A 341-nucleotide genomic window follows, 5' to 3' on the forward strand; every position below is an offset into this window, starting at 1 on the left:
TGACGTATCAAAGGCCGCAAACACCATAATGGATGTGTTTTTGTCTGAGCGTAGTAATTTTCAGGTGCCATACAACAGTTTTGAGTTACTTGAAGCATTATCGCAGCATTACAAACTGATAGCGCTTAGCAATGGTAATGTCGACGCTGGGAAAATAGGCTTGGCGAAATACTTTGATCAGGTGATTCAGCCAGGAGATGGTATTCGGGGTAAACCTTTGCCCGATATGTTTGCGGCTGCGCAACGTGAATTGCCTAATTTGCAGCCACATGAGTTTTTACACGTGGGTGATCATCCTTATTCCGATGTTCTTGGTGCGCAGCGTCATGGCTGGCAGTCGG

The 341-nt window shown here is 46.0% G+C and carries 1 protein-coding gene; it reads left to right on the forward strand.

Annotated features, from left to right (window positions below):
* Positions 1–341 (forward strand): HAD-IA family hydrolase (locus tag B3180_RS11170; RefSeq protein WP_286844549.1); only part of this gene is annotated, 341 nt, incomplete at both ends.

The organism is Idiomarina sp. UBA4206 (assembly GCF_002383015.1).
GTDB classification, from domain to species: domain Bacteria; phylum Pseudomonadota; class Gammaproteobacteria; order Enterobacterales; family Alteromonadaceae; genus Idiomarina; species Idiomarina abyssalis.